This window comes from Streptomyces sp. NPDC048718 (genome assembly GCF_043198875.1).
GTDB lineage: Bacteria > Actinomycetota > Actinomycetes > Streptomycetales > Streptomycetaceae > Streptomyces.
In genome coordinates this window covers 58,699-74,612 of sequence record NZ_JBICVG010000007.1, presented here as the reverse complement: position 1 = coordinate 74,612, position 15,914 = coordinate 58,699, and the positions used below count along the sequence as shown (strand labels likewise).

Genomic DNA, 15,914 nt, shown 5'->3' with positions numbered 1-15,914 from the left:
TTCGGCCATCATCCGCCGCAGCCGCCCCTGCCGGCCCCCGCAGCTCTCCCCACGACCGTCCTACTGCCGTTCCCGCCTTCACGCCCGCTCCCCCTGCTACGCCCCATCCTGCGCCCCTTCCTTCCGGGCCCGGCTCGGCTGGACCCGTTTCGGCTCACCGGGCATCTTCGGGTACTCCGGCGGATAGGGAAGGTCGCCAAGACCGTGCTCCGCCTCGTCACGACGGGCCAGTTCGAGGAGCGATTCGAGGCTGAAGCGCTCGTCGTCCATGTCCGCGTGCACATCGCCGAGTTCGGCGTAGCGCTTCGGCATCGTGCGGATGTCGAAGTCGCGCGGCACGGCGTCGTCGATCTCCTCCCAGCGCAGCGGCGCGGAGACCGGGGCGTGCGGCCTGGGGCGTACGGAGTAGGCGGAGGCGATGGTGCGGTCGCGGGCGGTCTGGTTGTAGTCGACGAAGATCCGCTCGCCGCGCTCCTCCTTCCACCACTTGATGGTGACGCGGTCCGGCATGCGCCGCTCCAGCTCCCGTCCGCAGGCGATGGCGGCCCGTCTGACCTGGGTGAACGTCCATTCCGGCCGGATCGGCACGAAGACGTGCAGACCGCGTCCGCCGGAGGTCTTGGGCCAGCCGCGCAACCCGTGTTCCGCCAGGACCGCGCGCAGTTCGTGGGCGGCGCGGACGGCGTCGGTGTAGTCGGTGCCGGGCTGCGGGTCGAGGTCCAGCCGCAGCTCGTCCGGGTGCTCGGTGTCCTCGCGGCGTACGGGCCAGGGGTGGAACGTCATGGCGCCGAGGTTGGCCGCCCACAGCACGGCGGCCGGTTCGGTGGGGCACATCTCATCGGCGGAGCGACCGCTCGGGAAGATGATGTGGGCGGTCGGAATCCACTCGGGAAGATACTTCGGCGCGCGCTTTTGGAAGAAGGATTCACCGGCCACACCGTCGACATAGCGTTCCAGGGTGGTGGGCCGGTCGCGCAGGGCGCGGGTGATGCCGTCACCGACCGCCAGGTAGTACTCGGCCATGTCGAGCTTCGTGTAGCCGGGCTCCGGGAAGTAGATCTTGTCCGGGTGGGAGATCCGTACGGTCCGGCCGCCGGCCTCCAGCTCCACCGCCGCCGCTTTTCCGCCTGCCTCGCCCGCCCGGCCTGCCCCGCCTGCCCCTGCCGCCCCGCCTGCCGCGCCTCCTGCCATGGCGGCCAGCCTAGGCCGGGCACCCGCCCTACGCATATCGGGGCAGAAGGAATGAATCCTCCCTAGAATCGCGGCATGGACCTGCCGGTGATGCCGCCGATCAAGCCAATGCTGGCGAAGGCCGTCAAGAGGATCCCGCCGGGCATGCAGTACGAGGCCAAATGGGACGGGTTCCGCGCGATCGCGCACCGCGACGGCCCGGAGGTCTTCCTCGGCAGCCGTACGGGCAAGCCGCTGACCCGCTACTTCCCGGAGGTGGTCGAGGCGCTGCTCACCCGGCTGCCCGAGCGCTGTGTGGTCGACGGCGAGATCGTCGTGGAGCACGAGGGGCGGCTGGACTTCGACCGTCTCACCGAGCGGATCCATCCGGCCGCGTCGCGGGTCCGGATGCTGGCGGAGACCAACCCGGCCCGCTTCATCGCCTTCGACCTGCTGGCCCTCGGCGACGAGGCCCTGCTCGACACCCCGCTCGCCGAACGGCGGGCCGCCTTGGAGCACACGCTGGCCGGCGTCACCGCCCCGGTCCATCTCGCCCCCGCGACCCGCGATCCGGAGCTCGCCGCGCGCTGGTTCGAGCAGTACGAGGGTGCGGGCCTGGACGGGGTCGTCGCCAAGCCGCTCGACCTCCCGTACCGGCCGGACGAGCGGCTCATGTACAAGATCAAGCACGAGCGGACCGCCGATGTCGTCGTGGCCGGATACCGCTTCCACAAGAGCGGTCCGGTGGTCGGCTCGCTGCTCCTCGGCCTGTACGACGACCAGGGCGCCCTCCAGCACGTCGGCGTGTGCGCGGCCTTCACCGCCCGGCGGCGCGCCGAACTGATCGAGGAGTTGGAGCCGCTGCGCATGGACCCGCCGACCGGGCATCCGTGGGCGGCCTGGGCGGACACGTCGGCGCACGCCTCGTCCCGGCTGCCGGGGGCGCCGAGCCGCTGGTCGGGGAAGAAGGACCTGTCGTGGGTGGCACTGCGCCCGGAGCGGGTCTGCGAGGTCGGCTACGACCACATGGAGGGCGACCGCTTCCGGCACACCGCCCAGTTCCGGCGCTGGCGACCGGACCGCGCCCCGGAGTCCTGCGGGTACGCGCAGTTGGAGGAACCCGTCTCGTACGACCTCTCCGCCGTCCTCGCGTAGGGCGCCGGGGAAGGCAAGACGGGCGTGAGATCGACCACATCCGGCGGGGCGACAACTGCCCCTTTTTGCCTTTACGTTCAGTGAACTGACGAACGATCCGTTCGGCTCACCCGCGCGCACCTGCGAGAACGCGCGCCGCGTCCGCGAACCGGTGCGAACGTCAGAACGCCGAAGGCGTCCGGCTGTTGCCCCGCGGTGACGCGGCCGTCGTCCAACCGGCACCGGGATCCGGTACGTATGGAGGGTGGGAGCGACCCTCCCGCCGACCGACCCATCCCCCACAGCCCACAAGGACCGACCGTGATCGCCTCGCCCTCGCCCCTCGTCCCCGTGCCGATCCCCGACCGTGTCGCCGCGCTGATCGGCTCCTGCCTGCCGCTGGACGTGCTCCAGGCCGAGGTCGACGCCGACTGCGCGGCGCGCGAGGTGTACCGGTTCCGCGGGCCGCTGTGTCCGGAGGACCGGGCCGACCGGGAGTACGCGCTGGCCGCGCTGGCCAAGGCCAACAAGATCCTCGCCAAGCACCACCCTCAGCTGCCGGTGCGGCCCGGCTGGTAGCCGCACCGGCGTGCCGTCGGGGCGGGTTCCAGGGCCCGGGCGGGTATCCAGGTCCGAGTCCTCTGCCCGAGGTCCGGTCCCGACTCGCCTCCGGACCGGATCCAGCTCGGATCCGGCTCGGATCCGGCTCGGATCCGGTCGCACCGGTTCGGGTGTGCTCCGCATGCGACACACGGCCATCGGTGTGACGCTGCGAGAGTGACCACCACCAGCGAAGCCGCGCCCGCGCCCCCGGCCGTCGAGCCCCCGGTGCTCGACGACCGCCGCCGCAACATCGTCTTCGGCACGATCATGCTCGGTGTGCTCCTGGCGGCACTCGACCAGACGATCGTGGGCACCGCCCTGCCGACCATCGTCTCGGACCTGGGCGGCGCCGCCCACATGTCCTGGGTGGTCACCTCGTATCTGCTCGCCGAGACGGTCGCGACCGTCCTGGTCGGCAAGTTCGGCGACCTGTTCGGCCGCAAGGTCATCTTCCAGATCTCGGCGATCGTCTTCATCACCGGCTCGTTCCTGTGCGGGCTCGCCACCAACATGACCCTGCTGATCGTCTGGCGCGGCCTCCAGGGCATCGGCGCCGGCGGGCTCATGGTCACCTCCATGGCGCTGATCGCCGATGTGATCCCCTTGCGCGACCGAGGCAAGTACCAGGGCGCGATCGGGGCGGTGTTCGGGGTCTCGACCGTCATCGGACCGCTGCTCGGCGGCCTGTTCACCGACCATCTGACCTGGCGCTGGGCGTTCTACGTCAACGTCCCCATCGCGATCGTGGTGGTCATCGCCGCCGCCCGCACCATCCCCACCCTGCGCTCCGTGAGCCGGCCCGTCATCGACTATCTGGGCATCGCGCTGGTGGCGATCGGCTCCAGCGCCCTGATCCTGGCGACGAGTTGGGGAGGCAACGAGTACCCGTGGGGCTCCGGCGTCGTCATCGGCCTGTTCGTCGGCGGCGTGGTCGCGTTCGGGCTGTTCTGCTGGGCGGAGACCCGGGCGGCCGAACCGATGCTGCCCATGCGGCTGTTCCGCAATCCGGTCTTCACCGTCTGCTCGGTGCTCAGCTTCGTCGTCGGCTTCGCGATGCTCGGCGCGATGACCTTTCTGCCGACCTATCTCCAGTACGTCGACGGCGACTCGGCCACGGTCTCCGGTATCCGCACCCTGCCGATGGTCGCCGGTCTGCTCGTGGCGTCCATCTTCAGCGGCAACGTGGTCAGCAAGACCGGCCACTATCGGATCTTCCCGATCGCCGGCTCGCTCGTGATGGGCCTCGGGCTCTTCCTGCTGTCGCGGATGGGTCCGCACAGCGGAGCCGGGCTCGAATCGCTCTATATGACCGTGCTCGGCATCGGCATCGGCCTGTGCATGCAGGTGCTCATCATCGCCGTGCAGAACACCGTCGACTACGCGGACCTGGGCACCTCGACCTCCGGTGTCACCTTCTTCCGTACGCTCGGCAGCGCCTTCGGTACCGCCGTCTTCGGCACTCTCTACGCCAACTCCCTCAAGCCGAACCTCGCGGACGGCATCGCCGGGGCCACGGCCGCCGGCGCGCGGCTCGGGATCGACCCGGCGGTCGTGGCCCGGGCCGCGCAGAACCCGCACGGGCTGCACGCGCTGCCCGGCCCGGTGGCGGCGCCGATCGTGCAGGCGTACGCGAACACCCTGCACACCGTCTTCCTGTGGACGGTGCCGGTGGCCGCCGTCGGCTTCGTGGTGGCGCTGTTCCTCAAACAGGTCGAGTTGCGCGACACCGCCCGGGAGTCCGCTCCCGACATGGGCGAGGGCTTCGGCGCGCCGACCAGCGGCAGCGACTCCGCAAAGCTGCTCGAACTGGCGGTCGGCCGGATCATGCGCCGGACCGACTTCGACACCGCGCGAAAGATCGTCGACACCTCGGACACCCGGCTCGACACGGCCGGCGCGTGGGCCGTCATGCAGGTGGAGCTGTTCACCCGGATGGTCGGCCACGCCAGCCTCGGACTGATCTCGGCACAGCGCCGGGTGCCGCCGGAGGTCCTGTTGCCGGTCTTCGACCGGATGGTGGACGAGGGGTATCTGACCCGGGACGGCAGTCTGCTGTCCCACACCGCGGCGGGGAAGCGGGAGGCCGAGGTCATCACCCACGCGTGGGGCGACTGGCTGTCCCGGCGGATCGAGACGGAACAGGGCCGCCCGAGCGGCCCGGAACTGCGGGCCGCGACGGACGCCATCGCGAAGAAGCTGGTCGCGGAGGACCTGGCACAGGGGATGCCGCGGGCGGGCCGGCGCGAGCCGGTGGGCGCGACGGCGAAACGATGAGCCGCACCCAACGACTACTTCACAGATGTACGGGCTCCGCGGGCCCACGTCCCACGCATCGACACCCCCTGAGCTCCAGGCCCCGCGCCGGACGGCGCCCCGGCCCCCGTGCCCGACGGCAGGTAGGGACTCCCGGGCCCCGGCGCGCACCGGGGACGACTCCGCGGCCTCGGAGGCACGGTCTCGTCGTCGCGCGGCCCGTGAAAGCGCCGAGCCTCAGTCCAGGAAGTCGCCGTCGACGTACACCCACGCCCCCTCGTGCCGTGCGAAGCGGCTCCGCTCGTGGAGTTCGCCCGGCTCGCCGTCGTGAGTGAAGCGCGCTGTGAAGGTCACGGTGCCGTGCTGGTGGAACGCGGTGCCGTCGCCGGTCTCCTCGATCTCCAGACCGGCCCAGCGCATCCCCGGGTCGAAGTCGACCTCCCCCGGCCGGGTTTCCGGTGCCCAGGTGCGCAGCAGATAGCCCTCGTCGCGGACGACGAAGGCGCTGTAGCGGGAGCGCATGAGGAGTTCCGCGGTGGGCGCGGCGGCGGGCCCGGTGTGGAAGCGGCCGCAGCAGGCACCGTACGGGGCGGCCAGCCCGCAGGGGCACGGCGACTCGGCGGTCACGGCGGCCGGCGCGGGAGCGGCGGAGCGGGCGGTACGGGAGGCGGGGCGGGTCTTGCGTCGGGACATGCGTCCATTGTCGCGTGCCGGTCGCCGCCCGCCCCACCGAGGTGCCGCGGTCAGCGCGGGTCGCGCCACATCCCCCAGAGCGTCGGGCCGCCGCCGGGCAGCGCGAATTCCTCGCGCACGGCGAAGCCGAAGTGCTCGTAGACGGGAAGGTTGGCGGCCTTGGACGACTCCAGGTAGACCGGCAGGCCCGCCGCGTCGGCCTGGGCGAGGCCGGAGCGCAGGAGGGCGCCGCCCTGCCCGGTGCCCTGGGCGGCGGGGGCGGCGCCGATGAGCGCCAGCGACCAGTGGGGTTCGCCCGGGGTGTGCGCGGCGGCAGTCTCGACGGCCTCCTTGAACAGGCCGGCCCGGTCGCCGAGGATCCCGATCAGGCGCCGGATGGTCTCCGCGTCCGGGACGGCCTTCTCCTGGGCCTCGGCCGGAACCCAGAAGGCGGCGGCCGCGTCGGTGCGTTCACATACGCCGTTCAGGAGGTACTGGCGGGTGAAGAGCGTCGAGAAGTAGTCCGCGAGCGTGGTCTCGCGCGTGGTGTCCTCGGGGAAGAACCAGCGCATCATCGGGTCGTCATCGAAGGCCAGGGCCAGCGTGCGGCTGATGTCCGCCGTGTCCTGGAGGTCCGCTTTCCTGGGTGCGTTCGTCGTCTCCATGAGGGCATTCTGCCTCCAAATGATCTTGAACGATCGACCGGGTCCCGGATCCCGGGCCGTACCCGGGATCCGGGGCCCGCAGGTCAGTCCACGCCGAACCAGGCCTCCGCGAGCGCGGGCAGCTCCGGCTCGCCCGTGACGCCGAGCTCGCGCAGGTACCAGGGGAGATTGCTGTACACGTGCAGCAGGGTGTAGGCGAGCAGGACGTCCGGCTCGAACGTCTCGCCGTACGCGCGGGCGAGCCGGCCCAGCAGCGCCGGGTCGCCCCGGGTGACGAACAGCCCGACGCCGACGAAGTCGTAGGCCCGGTCCCCGATCATGGCGGGTTCGAAGTCGTAGAAGCCCGTGAGCCGCCAGGTGTCGGGGGTGGTGAAGAAGTGCTGCCGCATCACCTCGGTGTGCAGCAGACTGGGCCGCGGCGTGCGCGGCAGCGGCACGGAGGCCAGGAAGTCCTCGATCCGCTCCAGCCAGCCGGGCGGCAGTCCGCGCTCGCGCTGACGTTGGACGGCGCCCGCCCGCTGCCGGTCGACGAAGGCGCCCCAGTCGCCGGGGCCGACGACATCCGTGAGCGGCCCGTGGTCGAGGGCGTGCAGCGCCGCGAGGGCCTCGCCGATTCCGGTGACCATCCGCTCCTGGTCCGCGCGCGGCACGCGCTCCCAGGCATGCGCGAGGTTCTCGCCGGGCAGCCGCGACATCAGGACGTACCGCCAGCCGTTCTCGTACCCGCCGGCGTCGCGCACGCGCGGGGTCGCCACCGGCAGTCGGCCCTCGACATGGGCGAGGACCCGGGCTTCGGTGATCCCGTCCTGGGCGGCGGACCCGGGGAACAGCTTGAGTACGAGCTCGTCGCCCACCGCGTAGACCGGCTGGGACCCTTCCGGGAATCGGGTGAGCGGCGCACCGCCGAGGCCGAGACGGGCGCACAGGTCTCGTGCTCCGGGGAGCATCGCCGACTCGTCGGGGACGATCCGGCGCCAGTCTTCATCGGTCTCGACGGGAGGCAGCATGATCGGCATCCTAGGTCGGCCCCCTGGGGCCGACCACTGTGATTCCCCGGCCGTGGCCCGGAGCCGGGGCCTGATCCAGCAGACGGCCCTACGGCCGGTAGCGCAGCGGGTGTTGGTCCGGGACCTCCACCACCGCGATGGGGATGCCGTCCGGGTCCGCGAGCCACATCTCGATCAGGCCCCAGGGCTCGGTGACCGGTTCACGCACCACTTGGACGTCTTTGCCCCGCAACTCCTCGCGTGCGGCCCGCACATCGGCGACCTGGAGCCAGAGGCGCGGCCCGGGCGGGGTGGGCGGCGCGGTGGCCCGGCCGGAGAGTTCGAGGAAGCCGCCGCCGAGGAAGTAGACGGTGCCGCGGTCCGGCCCCGTCCCGAACTCGCGGTACACGGCGAGGCCGAGCGTGTCACCGTAGAAGCGGCGCGATCGCTCCGGATCGGTCGGACAAAGCAGAATCCTGCTACTGAGGACGTGCATTTCAGTAGCGTACGGGCATGAGACTGACGATTCTCGGAGGCGGCGGATTCCGGGTGCCGCTCGTGTACGGCGCCCTGCTCGGCGATCACGCCGAGGGACGGATCACCCATGTCACCCTGTTCGACCTGGACGAGAGACGCCTGTCGGCCATCTCCCGGGTGCTGGCCGAGCTGGCCAGGGGGGTGCCGGACGCGCCGGTGGTGCGCGTGACCACGGACCTCGACGAGGCCGTGTACGAAGCGGACTTCATCTTCTCGGCGATCCGGGTGGGCGGTCTTCACGGGCGCGCGGCCGACGAGCGGATCGCGCTCGACGAGGGGGTGCTGGGCCAGGAGACAGTGGGCGCCGGCGGTCTCGCGTACGGACTGCGGACGCTGCCCGTGGTGACGCGGATCGCCCAGCAGATCGCCGATCTCGCCCCGGACGCCTGGGTCATCAACTTCACCAACCCGGCGGGCATGGTCACCGAGGCCATGTCGCGGATCCTCGGCGACCGGGTGATCGGCATCTGCGACTCCCCGGTGGGGCTCGGCCGCCGGGTGGCACGGGCGCTCAACGTCGATCCGCGCAAGGTGTGGCTCGACTACGTGGGCCTCAACCACCTCGGCTGGCTGCGCGGGGTGAAGGTCGGCGGGAAGGACATCCTCCCCCGGCTCTTCGAGTACGACACGCTGCTCGGCTCCTTCGAGGAGGGCCGGCTGTTCGGCCTCGAGTGGCTGCGTTCGCTGGGCGCGATCCCCAACGAGTACCTGCACTACTACTACTTCAACCGCGAGACGGTCCGCGCCTACAGCGAGGCGAAGCGCACCCGGGGCGCCTACCTCCTGGAACAACAGGAGGGTTTCTACCGGGAGATGGAGAAGTCGGACACCCCTGCCCTGGCGACCTGGCAGCGGACCCTCGCCGACCGCGAGGCGACCTACATGGCGCACAACCGGGAGGCGGCCGGCCTCGGCGACCGGTACGAGGAGGATCTGGAGTCGGGCGGCTACGAGCAGGTCGCGCTCTCCCTGATGCGGGCGATCGCGCGCAACGAGCGGACCACGCTGATCCTCAACGTCCGTAACCGGCAGACCCTTTCGGTGCTCGACGCGGACGCGGTCATCGAGGTGCCGTGCCTCGTGGACGCGTCCGGCGCCCATCCGGTGTCCGTGGACCCGCTGCCGGGTCACGCGGTGGGTCTGGTGACCTCGGTGAAGGCGGTGGAGCGGGAGGCGATGGCCGCGGCGGAGTCGTGCTCGCGGGCGGCCGCGGTCAAGGCGTTCGCGCTGCATCCGCTGGTCGACTCGGTGGGGGTGGCCCGGCGGCTGCTGGACAACTACATGGACGAGTTCGCGGGACTCTCCTACCTGCGCTGACAGTTCCCGGGCATACGACCGAGCGGCCCGCCATCCCGCGGAGGGGGTGACGGGCCGCTCGGTCGTGTACCGGGGGAGAGGGATCCGGGCGGTTCCGGATCCCGAGTCCCCTTCTTCGTACGGGAGTTCCTAGCCGACGCGGCCGACGCCCGCCCAGCCCGGGATCGGGCTGTCGCCCTGGACCGGGATGGGCTCGCCCAGCTCCGGGTGCCACTCGGCGACGAGCGAGACGCCCGGCTCGACCAGTTCGAGGTCGCGGAAGAAGGTCTCCACCTCGCTCTGCGAGCGGGGCCGCAGGGTCAGACCGCGCTCCTTGTACATGGCGACGGCCTTCGCCGAGCCCTCCGGGTCGAAGTCCCCGGTGACATGGGACAGGACGAGGTAGCTGCCGGGCGCGAGCTTGCCGACCAGCTTGTCCACGAGGTCGGCGGCGCCGTCCTCGTCACCGATGAAGTGGAGAAGAGCCAGCAGCGACAGCGCGATCGGCTTGTCGAAGTCAAGGATCTTTCCGGCCTCTTCCAGGATCAGCTCGGGGTCCCGGGCGTCGACCTGGATGTAGTCGGTGGCGCCCTCGGGGGTCGACCGCAGCAGGGCGGCCGCGTGGGCGAGCACGATGGGGTCGTTGTCGCAGTAGACGACCCGCGACTCCGGCGCGGCCTGCTGCGCTATCTGGTGCAGGTTGGGCTCGGTCGGGATGCCGGTGCCGATGTCCAGGTACTGGCGCACGCCCTGGGCGCTGAGCCACCGGGTGGCGCGGTGCATGAAGGCGCGGTTGGTGCGGGCCATGTCCCGGCCTCGCGCGTCGAGCTTGAGGAGCTGGCGGGCCATCTCCTCGTCGACGGGATAGTTGTCCTTGCCTCCCAGGAACCAGTCGTACATCCGGGCGGGGTGCGGCTTGCTGGTGTCGATCCGGATGGATGCGGGGTCCGGGCTCATCGGTTCTCCTCGGCGGGACGAATGGTGACGCGTGGTGCAAGAGTTACGCGATGGGAGGGGTCACGCGAAAGGGCTCAAGTGAGCAGGAAGTCAGCCTGGCCGGATTTCGCCCCTTGGATGAACGCGGCGATCTCGCGGTGCGTATAGATGAGCGCGGGACCCTCGGGGTCCGCGGACTGGCGCATGGCGATCCTGCCGTCGGCCAGCTTCATGGCCTCGACGCAGTTGCCGCCGTTTCCGCCGCTCCACGGCTTGTGCCAGCCCTCGGCACCGAGGTCGGCGGCGGGCATGCCGTTGTAGACGCGGTCCATTCACAGCTCCTTGCGGAGATCCCGGAGGATCTCCTTCGTGCGTTGTGCAGTCGCGGCCGAAGCCGCCATGCGGTCCATGACCTCGAGGTGGGAGGCCACCTCGGGGCGTCCGTCGAGATAGACGGCGCCGGTCAGGTACTCGCTGTAGACCATGTCCGGGAGTTCGGGCATGGCGAAGCGGAAGAGGACGAAGGGGCCGTAGGTGCCGGGGTGGTGCCCGGACGAGAACTCCGCGATCTGCAGAGTGACGTTCGGCAGTTCCGTCGCTTCCAGGAGGTGGTCGAGCTGGGCGCGCATCACCTCGGGTCCGTCACCGACCGGCCGGCGGAAGACCGTCTCGTCCATGATCACCCAGAATTTGGGTGCGTCCTCCCTGGTCAGGAGGGACTGACGCTCCATCCGGAGGGCCACATGGCGCTCGGTCTCCTCGGCGTTCTCGGCGCTGTCGGCGTTCCTGCCGCCGAGGGCGCCGCTGCGCAAAATGGCCCGGGCGTAGTCCGGGGTCTGCAGCAGGCCGGGGACGAACTGGGGTTCGTAGGCGCGGATGAGGCTGGCCGCGCCTTCCAGACTGACGTACATCGAGAACCAGCCGGGCAGCACGTCGTGGAACCGCTGCCACCAGCCGGGGAGGTTGGCCTCCTCCGCGAGGGCGACGAAGCCCTCCGTCTCGGAGTCGGCGACCCCGTAGGACTTCAGGAGCATCTGAACGTACGGGATCTTCAGCGCGACCTCGGCGGTCTCCATGCGCCGGACCGTCGCCGGGGCGACACGCAGGATCTTGGCGGCTTCCTCGCGCTTGAGGCCCGCGCGCTCGCGCAGGTCCTGCAGGCGTCTGCCGAGGACGACCTGTCCCACCGTGGGGGCGGACCGCGGCTCGCTCACTCTGAAGACCTCCCCGACGCGCTGTTTTGGTCGAGTGTGCCATGGACACTCTCAGAGGAGAACACCACACTCTGCAATTTTCAGAGTGCCACTTGCCAAGTGTCCGAGTCAGGAGCACAGTATTCCGGTGAACCAGTACACACGCCGACGTGCACCTCGTCATGAAGGCGTGCGTACCGCTCTCCTGCCCACAGTTGTGAGGATCCGGTCGTGGCATCTGGTAACGCGCACTCCTCAAGTCTCATGAGCCCCCGCGTCATGCCTCAGCGCCCTCGGCCCGACGCCTTGTCCACCGCTTCGCCCGCCGCCGCTCCGGCCGCCGCCGCGCGCGTCGACGAACGCCGCTTCACCTTCGAGCTGCCCGCCCGCACCGAATCGGTCGCCCGGGCCCGCCGGCTCGCCGAGGAGCGGCTGATCCTCTGGGGCTGCGGCTCCGACGCCCGCGACACCGTCACCCTCGTCGTCTCCGAGCTGGTCACCAACGCCGTCGTCCACACCGCGAGCGCCCGCGTCGTGTGCGAGCTGCGCGAAGGAGACGAACGGCTGCGGATATCCGTACGCGACGAGGGCGGCCCCGCCGGGCCCCGGATACGCGACTGCGGAGCGGAGGAACGCGGCCGTGGCCTGATCCTCGTCGACGCCCTGTGCTCGGCCTGGGGTGCGGACCGCACCGGCCACGGCACGGCGCAGGTCGTCTGGGCGGAGCTGGCGCACGGTATGGCGGAGCCGTGCTGAGGTCCGCCGCGACCCTGCTGATCCCGCGCTACCGCAAGAGCCCCGAACGCCCCACCCTCCCCGCGCCGGTCGGCGTCACCCCGCTGACCCTCCCGGCGGGCCTGCCCGCCACTCTCGGCTGTGACGCGGTGGGCGTCCCCGCCCGGCACGGCTTCCGGATCCTGTCCCGGCTGCCCGCCAAGGGCTGTGTCTACGCGGACAGCGATTGGTGGTGGTGGCTGGTCCCGGCCGGATCGGACCTCGACCTGCTCTGGCCGATGCCCGCCTGCTACGCGGACGGCGCCACGGTCCCGGATCGCGGACCGCGACTGATCCACCACCCCGACGGCGGCTCCCTCTACACCCCGCCGATCCCCCTCTACCTGCTGATCTGCCAGCTGACCGGCATCGCACCGTCGTGGAGCAGGCCGTCACACGTCCGCAGCACCCTGTGACCGGCCGCCGCCCCCGAGACAGCGGTCCGGGCGGTACGGCCCCGAAGGCCGCCACCGAGTCGTAGGGTCGGGGCATGTTCTCCCCCGAGGGCCCCTCGTTCCCCGCGCTGGTACGGCAGGCCCTGTCCTCCGTCGAGCACGGCTACGACCTGCTCGCGACCACGTTCGACGCCACCCCGTTCCGGACTCCGGACCCGGTACTCGACGCGGTCGCGGAGACCCTGGAGCCGCTCGGCCCGTTCGACTCCGGCCTCGATGTCTGCTGCGGGACCGGCGCCGGGCTCACGGTGCTGCGCGCGGTGTGCGCGGGCCGGACCGTCGGGGTCGACTTCAGCGCGGGCATGCTCGCCGAGGCCCGGCGCGCCCACCCGGCCGCGCCCCTCGTTCGCGCCGACGCCCTGGCCCTCCCCTTCGCCCCGGTCTTCGACCTGGCGGTCAGCTTCGGCGCCTTCGGCCACTTCGTGCCCGCCGCGCAGCGCACCCTGTTCGCCGGGGTCCACGCCTCCCTGCGCCCGGGCGGCACCTTCGCCTTCCCGTTGCCGGCCCCGCCGCGCGTGGGCTCGGCCCCGTACTGGACGCTCTGGGGCTTCGACGCGGCGATGCGTGCGCGCAACCTCGTGTGGCGCCCACCCTTCGTGATGTACTACCGCACCTTCCGGCTGGCCGACGTACGCCGCCGCCTCGCGGACACGGGATTCACCGTGGAACTGCTGCCCATCCGGTCGCTGGGCACCCGGTCGGACGGCGGCCCACGCTGCCGGCTGGTGGTGGCCCGAAAGAGCGGGCGGGCCGAGACTCCGTAGGCGTCACGGGATCGGGATGCCTACGGAGGCACGAGCGGCTCCGGGCCGGGCGGCCCGGCCGGGATCGCCCGGCCTGGTCCCCCCAGGGTCAGGACAGTTCGTCCGCGACCACGGACGCCGCCTTCGCGATCAGCCGGTCGTCGTAGCCGGTGTCCGTCCGCCGGTGCGACAGGATCGCCATCACAACGGGCGCGCCGCCGGGGGGCCACACCACGGCGATGTCGTTGCGGGTGCCGTAGGTGAGTCCGGCTCCGCTGCGGTCGCCGACCACCCAGCCCTTGGGCATCCCGGCCCTGATGAGTCCGGTGCCGGTGGTGCCGGCCCGCAGCCACGCGGCGAGCTGGGTGCGCTCGCCCTCGCCGAGCAGGTCTCCCAGGGCGAACCCGCGCAGATCCTCGGCCAGCCTCCGCGGCGTGCTTGTGTCCCGAGTGGCGCCCGGGGACCACTGGTTGAGGTCCGGCTCCAGGCGCTCCACCCGGGTGGTGTCGTCGCCGACCTTCTTGAGAGCGGCGTTCAGGGCCTTCGGGCCCCCGAGTTCACCGACCAGCAGATTGGCCGCGGTGTTGTCGCCGAGCCGTATGGCGGCGTCGCACAGCTCGCGCAGACTCAGCCCCGTACCCGCGTGCTCCTGGGTCACCGGAGAGTGGGGGACCAGATCGCCGGCGGAGTAGCCGACCTTCCGGTCCAATCCGCCCAGGGAGTACTCGCGCAGCACGGCGCCGACGACCAGCGCTTTGAAGGTGGAGGCGTAGGCGAACCGCTCGTCGGCGTTGTGGGTGATCTCCCTCCCGGTTCCGGTGTCGACGGCGTAGACACCGAGCCGCGCGTCGAACTCGCGCTCCAGGGTGGCGAATCGGCGGTCGGTGGCCTTCACGTCCGGGGCGGGCTTCGTCGCTCCGGACGAGGGGGACGAAGCCGAGGGGGACAAGAGGGCCGGCGGGGCCTCGGCCGATGGCTTCGCCTCGCCGCAGGCCGTCAGCGGAAGGAGGGTGAGCACGGCGAGTGCGCCGAGAACGGTGTGTCGCGCGCGGGCGAACTGCATGGTCCAAGCCTCCGGATCACTCCCGCGCGCGGGGCGGGGGACGCACAGCTGAGGGAACGACCAGGCTCCGTCGCGGAGCGTGATCGCGCTCCGACTCATCCTTGCGGCCGGGCGCCTTCATGGTCAAACCCGCTGATACGCGGCCTCGTTGGCGAGGGACGCGGGCACGGATCCGGCGAGAGCGCGGCATGCGCCCATCGGCGCCGCAGCGTCTTCGTTCGCACCGGCGGACCGGCCGCCCGGGCTCCGGCGCACCCGCCGCACGTACGGACGCCCGGCCGGGGTCCCCGGCCGGGCGTCCGTACGCGCCGCTCACGGCCCGATCGATCGGACCGGTCACGGTGGGCGAGGAACCGCCGGGCACCACGCTGGGCCCGGCAAGCCCCTTCATCAGCTCATCTTTTGAGGAAGGCTCAGGTCTGACCGTTCTTCGCGATCAGCGCGTGGAAGCCCTCTTGCAGGTACTCCCCGTACGTGACGGCCGGGTTGAGCTTCCGGTCGCCGGTGTCCTCCGGGTGGAACGGCTCCATCACGCTGTTCTGCCCGGCGTGCAGGAAGAACGGCAGGGACAGGCGTTCCGCGTTGACGTACTTCACCCGGTGGTTGGGGGCCGGGAAGTAGTCGTTCGTGAGGTACCCGAGGTAGGTACCGCAGTTGATCAGGAAGTTCTCCCCGGACGTCGGCAGGCTCTGCCACCCGTCCACCGTCTCGACCTGGAGGTTCTGCACCTCGGTCTGGAACAGGACGGTGATCATCGACACGTCGAGGTGGTCCTCGAAGCTGAGCCTGGTGCCGTCCGGGCCCGTCTTGATCGCCGCTTCCGGGTACGGGTCCAGGTACGGGTACCGGATCATCGAGACTGCGGAGAGGGTGTCCTCCTCGGTGACCTCGTCCTCGAAGAACTCCTCCGGCTTGCCGAGCGCCAGCGCGAAGCCCCGCAGCAGCACCTTGGAGAGCCGGAACACCTCGCGGTAGTACTGCTCGCCGAAGGACCGGAAGCCCGGATGGCGTTCCTCGTCCGGCCAGATGTTCACCTCGTGCATCGGCGTCCCGGCCTTGATCATCGGGTGGTCCTCACTGAACGACGGGTTCAGATAGCACCAGGACTCGACGGTCTTCCGGCCCGGGCGGGCCATGTAATAGCCGTTGCGCACATGCGAGTTGTTCTCGTTGTACGCGTGGATCGCCAGGTCGTGCTTCTCCTGGTCGGTCATGGTCCGGTGGAACTCGTTGACCACGTCCTGCAGCCGCCGCACGTCGATGCCGTGGTGGGAGGCGTAGAAGAAGCCCGAACCGCGGCAGGCCTCGTTGATCTGCCGGGCGACGTGCGCCTTGGCGTCCGGGTCGGCCCCGAACAGGGGGGAGATGTCGATGGTCGGCACGTCGGCCGACGGCATCAGGACAGGCATGGCATCCTCCGTGGAGTGTGCGCCA

At 71.1% G+C, this 15,914-nt stretch carries 17 protein-coding genes; 7 read left to right on the top strand and 10 right to left on the bottom strand.

The window, feature by feature from the left end; genetic code table 11:
* Positions 1–96: 96 nt before the first annotated feature.
* Positions 97–1,110 (bottom strand): non-homologous end-joining DNA ligase, encoded by a 1,014-nt coding sequence (gene ligD, locus ACGFRB_RS15090; protein WP_393243649.1) that lies wholly within the window; start codon positions 1,108–1,110, stop codon positions 97–99.
* A 156-nt stretch (positions 1,111–1,266) separates the two neighbouring features.
* Here ligD and ACGFRB_RS15085 point away from each other — a divergent pair, with 156 nt between their 5' ends.
* The 3 genes from ACGFRB_RS15085 (at position 1,267) to ACGFRB_RS15075 (ending at position 5,181) form a co-directional block, all read left to right on the top strand.
* Positions 1,267–2,325: an ATP-dependent DNA ligase gene (locus ACGFRB_RS15085; protein ID WP_393243219.1), complete on the top strand. Its 1,059-nt coding sequence runs from the start codon at positions 1,267–1,269 to the stop codon at positions 2,323–2,325.
* 300 nt (positions 2,326–2,625) lie between these two features.
* Positions 2,626–2,883, top strand: a complete 258-nt coding sequence (locus ACGFRB_RS15080) for a hypothetical protein (RefSeq protein WP_393243217.1) — start codon at positions 2,626–2,628, stop codon at positions 2,881–2,883.
* 198 nt (positions 2,884–3,081) lie between these two features.
* The gene (locus ACGFRB_RS15075) at positions 3,082–5,181 is read left to right on the top strand and encodes an MDR family MFS transporter (protein ID WP_393243215.1); all 2,100 of its coding nucleotides are present in this window, start codon (positions 3,082–3,084) and stop codon (positions 5,179–5,181) included.
* A gap of 216 nt (positions 5,182–5,397) precedes the next feature.
* On the opposite strand, the gene ACGFRB_RS15070 is transcribed toward ACGFRB_RS15075, so the two are convergent.
* The 4 genes from ACGFRB_RS15070 to ACGFRB_RS15055 all read right to left on the bottom strand — a co-directional run bounded on the left by ACGFRB_RS15070 (position 5,398) and on the right by ACGFRB_RS15055 (position 7,979).
* Complete coding sequence (locus ACGFRB_RS15070) at positions 5,398–5,853, bottom strand: YchJ family protein (protein ID WP_393243213.1); 456 nt, start codon at positions 5,851–5,853, stop codon at positions 5,398–5,400.
* A 50-nt stretch (positions 5,854–5,903) separates the two neighbouring features.
* A complete protein-coding gene (locus tag ACGFRB_RS15065) occupies positions 5,904–6,497 on the bottom strand; it encodes a GNAT family N-acetyltransferase (RefSeq protein ID WP_363004388.1) in 594 nt (197 codons plus the stop codon).
* An 83-nt stretch (positions 6,498–6,580) separates the two neighbouring features.
* Positions 6,581–7,504 (bottom strand): phosphotransferase family protein, encoded by a 924-nt coding sequence (locus ACGFRB_RS15060; RefSeq protein ID WP_393243211.1) that lies wholly within the window; start codon positions 7,502–7,504, stop codon positions 6,581–6,583.
* An 88-nt stretch (positions 7,505–7,592) separates the two neighbouring features.
* Positions 7,593–7,979: a VOC family protein gene (locus ACGFRB_RS15055; RefSeq protein ID WP_363004384.1), complete on the bottom strand. Its 387-nt coding sequence runs from the start codon at positions 7,977–7,979 to the stop codon at positions 7,593–7,595.
* Between the two features lie 17 nt (positions 7,980–7,996).
* Here ACGFRB_RS15055 and ACGFRB_RS15050 point away from each other — a divergent pair, with 17 nt between their 5' ends.
* Complete coding sequence (locus ACGFRB_RS15050; RefSeq protein ID WP_393243209.1) at positions 7,997–9,337, top strand: 6-phospho-beta-glucosidase; 1,341 nt, start codon at positions 7,997–7,999, stop codon at positions 9,335–9,337.
* Between the two features lie 129 nt (positions 9,338–9,466).
* Here ACGFRB_RS15050 and ACGFRB_RS15045 read toward each other — a convergent pair whose 3' ends face one another.
* The 3 genes from ACGFRB_RS15045 to ACGFRB_RS15035 form a co-directional block, all read right to left on the bottom strand.
* The gene (locus ACGFRB_RS15045) at positions 9,467–10,273 is read right to left on the bottom strand and encodes an SAM-dependent methyltransferase (protein ID WP_363004380.1); all 807 of its coding nucleotides are present in this window, start codon (positions 10,271–10,273) and stop codon (positions 9,467–9,469) included.
* Between the two features lie 74 nt (positions 10,274–10,347).
* Entirely contained in the window at positions 10,348–10,584 is a 237-nt protein-coding gene (locus tag ACGFRB_RS15040; protein ID WP_359875614.1) for a DUF397 domain-containing protein, read from the bottom strand.
* Positions 10,585–11,466 (bottom strand): helix-turn-helix transcriptional regulator, encoded by an 882-nt coding sequence (locus ACGFRB_RS15035; protein WP_363004378.1) that lies wholly within the window; start codon positions 11,464–11,466, stop codon positions 10,585–10,587.
* A 258-nt stretch (positions 11,467–11,724) separates the two neighbouring features.
* Between ACGFRB_RS15035 and ACGFRB_RS15030 the strand changes: the two genes are divergently transcribed.
* The 3 genes from ACGFRB_RS15030 (at position 11,725) to ACGFRB_RS15020 (ending at position 13,438) form a co-directional block, all read left to right on the top strand.
* Positions 11,725–12,201 (top strand): ATP-binding protein, encoded by a 477-nt coding sequence (locus ACGFRB_RS15030; RefSeq protein WP_393243207.1) that lies wholly within the window; start codon positions 11,725–11,727, stop codon positions 12,199–12,201.
* Positions 12,195–12,635, top strand: a complete 441-nt coding sequence (locus ACGFRB_RS15025; RefSeq protein WP_393243205.1) for a hypothetical protein — start codon at positions 12,195–12,197, stop codon at positions 12,633–12,635. The genes ACGFRB_RS15030 and ACGFRB_RS15025 overlap by 7 nt, the downstream gene beginning before the upstream one ends.
* A gap of 74 nt (positions 12,636–12,709) precedes the next feature.
* Complete coding sequence (locus tag ACGFRB_RS15020) at positions 12,710–13,438, top strand: class I SAM-dependent DNA methyltransferase (RefSeq protein WP_393243203.1); 729 nt, start codon at positions 12,710–12,712, stop codon at positions 13,436–13,438.
* Between the two features lie 88 nt (positions 13,439–13,526).
* Here the strand turns inward: ACGFRB_RS15020 and bla are convergent, their stop codons facing one another.
* Together bla and ACGFRB_RS15010 are read right to left on the bottom strand one after the other, a co-directional pair.
* Positions 13,527–14,480 carry a class A beta-lactamase gene (bla, locus tag ACGFRB_RS15015; RefSeq protein ID WP_393243201.1) on the bottom strand — a complete coding sequence of 318 codons (954 nt, stop codon included), beginning with the start codon at positions 14,478–14,480 and terminating at the stop codon, positions 13,527–13,529.
* A 413-nt stretch (positions 14,481–14,893) separates the two neighbouring features.
* Positions 14,894–15,889 (bottom strand): 2OG-Fe(II) oxygenase family protein, encoded by a 996-nt coding sequence (locus ACGFRB_RS15010; protein ID WP_363004368.1) that lies wholly within the window; start codon positions 15,887–15,889, stop codon positions 14,894–14,896.
* Positions 15,890–15,914 lie beyond the last annotated feature (25 nt).